We start from the raw sequence: 1,004 nt of genomic DNA on the forward strand, positions 1-1,004 counted from the left end.
CCAGTCCGCGCTGGTGCACGAGCGCGCGAAGCAGGCCGACATCGTGATCTCGACCGCGCTGATCCCGGGCCGCGACGCGCCCACGCTGTTGCCTGCCGAAACCGTGCAGGCGATGAAGCCGGGCTCGGTCGTGATCGACCTCGCGGCAGGGCGCGGCCCGGTTGCCGATGCGGAGACCGGACGGCGCGGCGGCAACTGCCCGCTGACCGTCGCGGACGAAGTGGTCACGCGCCACGGCGTGCAGATTTGCGGCTATACGAATCTCGCGTCGATGGTCGCCGCCGATGCTTCGTCGCTCTACGCGCGCAACCTGCTCGACTTCCTGAAGCTGATCGTCACGAAGGAAGGCACGCTCAACATCGATCTCGCGGACGACATCGTCGCGGCCACGCTGCTGGCCCGCGACGGCGCCGTCACGAAGAAGTCGTAAACGGAGACCGGCGATGGAAATCATTAACCACACCGTCATCAACCTGATCATCTTCGTGCTGGCCGTGTACGTCGGCTATCACGTGGTCTGGAACGTCACGCCCGCGCTGCATACGCCGCTCATGGCCGTGACCAATGCGATCTCGGCGATCGTGATCGTCGGCGCGATGCTCGCCACCGGGCTCACCGTGGGCGGCGCGGGCAAGTTCTTCGGCACCTTTGCCGTGCTGCTCGCCGCCGTCAACGTGTTCGGCGGATTCCTCGTCACGCGGCGCATGCTCGAAATGTTCCGCAAGAAGGAACCGAAGAAGCTCACCAGCAAGGAGGGCGCATAAATGAGCATGAACGTCGTAACGCTCCTCTACCTTGTGGCGTCGGTCTGCTTCATCCAGGCGCTCAAGGGACTCTCGAATCCGAAAAGCGCGCGCGCCGGCAACGTGTTCGGCATGACCGGCATGGCCATCGCGATTCTCACGACGCTCGCGCTGATCGTGAAGGAGTCCGCGCAATTCGGCTCCGACCTCGGGCTCGGCCTCGTGCTCCTGTTCGCCGCGCTCGTGATCGGCGGCGGGCTG

2 protein-coding genes and 1 pseudogene are annotated in these 1,004 nt (G+C 65.3%); all 3 read left to right on the forward strand.

Features of this window, described 5'->3' with window-relative positions; translation table 11 throughout:
• Nucleotides 1-430 (forward strand): annotated as a pseudogene (locus tag ACFPTO_RS25095) (NAD(P)(+) transhydrogenase (Re/Si-specific) subunit alpha); the annotation flags it as partial.
• 13 nt (nucleotides 431-443) lie between these two features.
• A complete protein-coding gene (locus ACFPTO_RS25100) occupies nucleotides 444-764 on the forward strand; it encodes an NAD(P) transhydrogenase subunit alpha part 2 (RefSeq protein ID WP_377715788.1) in 321 nt (106 codons plus the stop codon).
• On the forward strand, nucleotides 765-1,004 hold a 240-nt coding region (locus tag ACFPTO_RS25105; protein ID WP_377715790.1), incomplete at its 3' end, for an NAD(P)(+) transhydrogenase (Re/Si-specific) subunit beta.

The organism is Paraburkholderia denitrificans (genome assembly GCF_042655705.1).
Classification (GTDB): domain Bacteria; phylum Pseudomonadota; class Gammaproteobacteria; order Burkholderiales; family Burkholderiaceae; genus Paraburkholderia; species Paraburkholderia denitrificans.

Excerpts from the sequence above, each read along its gene's own strand:
- ACFPTO_RS25100 (WP_377715788.1), top strand. The coding sequence starts at position 444 with ATGGAAATCATTAACCACACCGTCATCAACCTGATCATCTTCGTGCTG.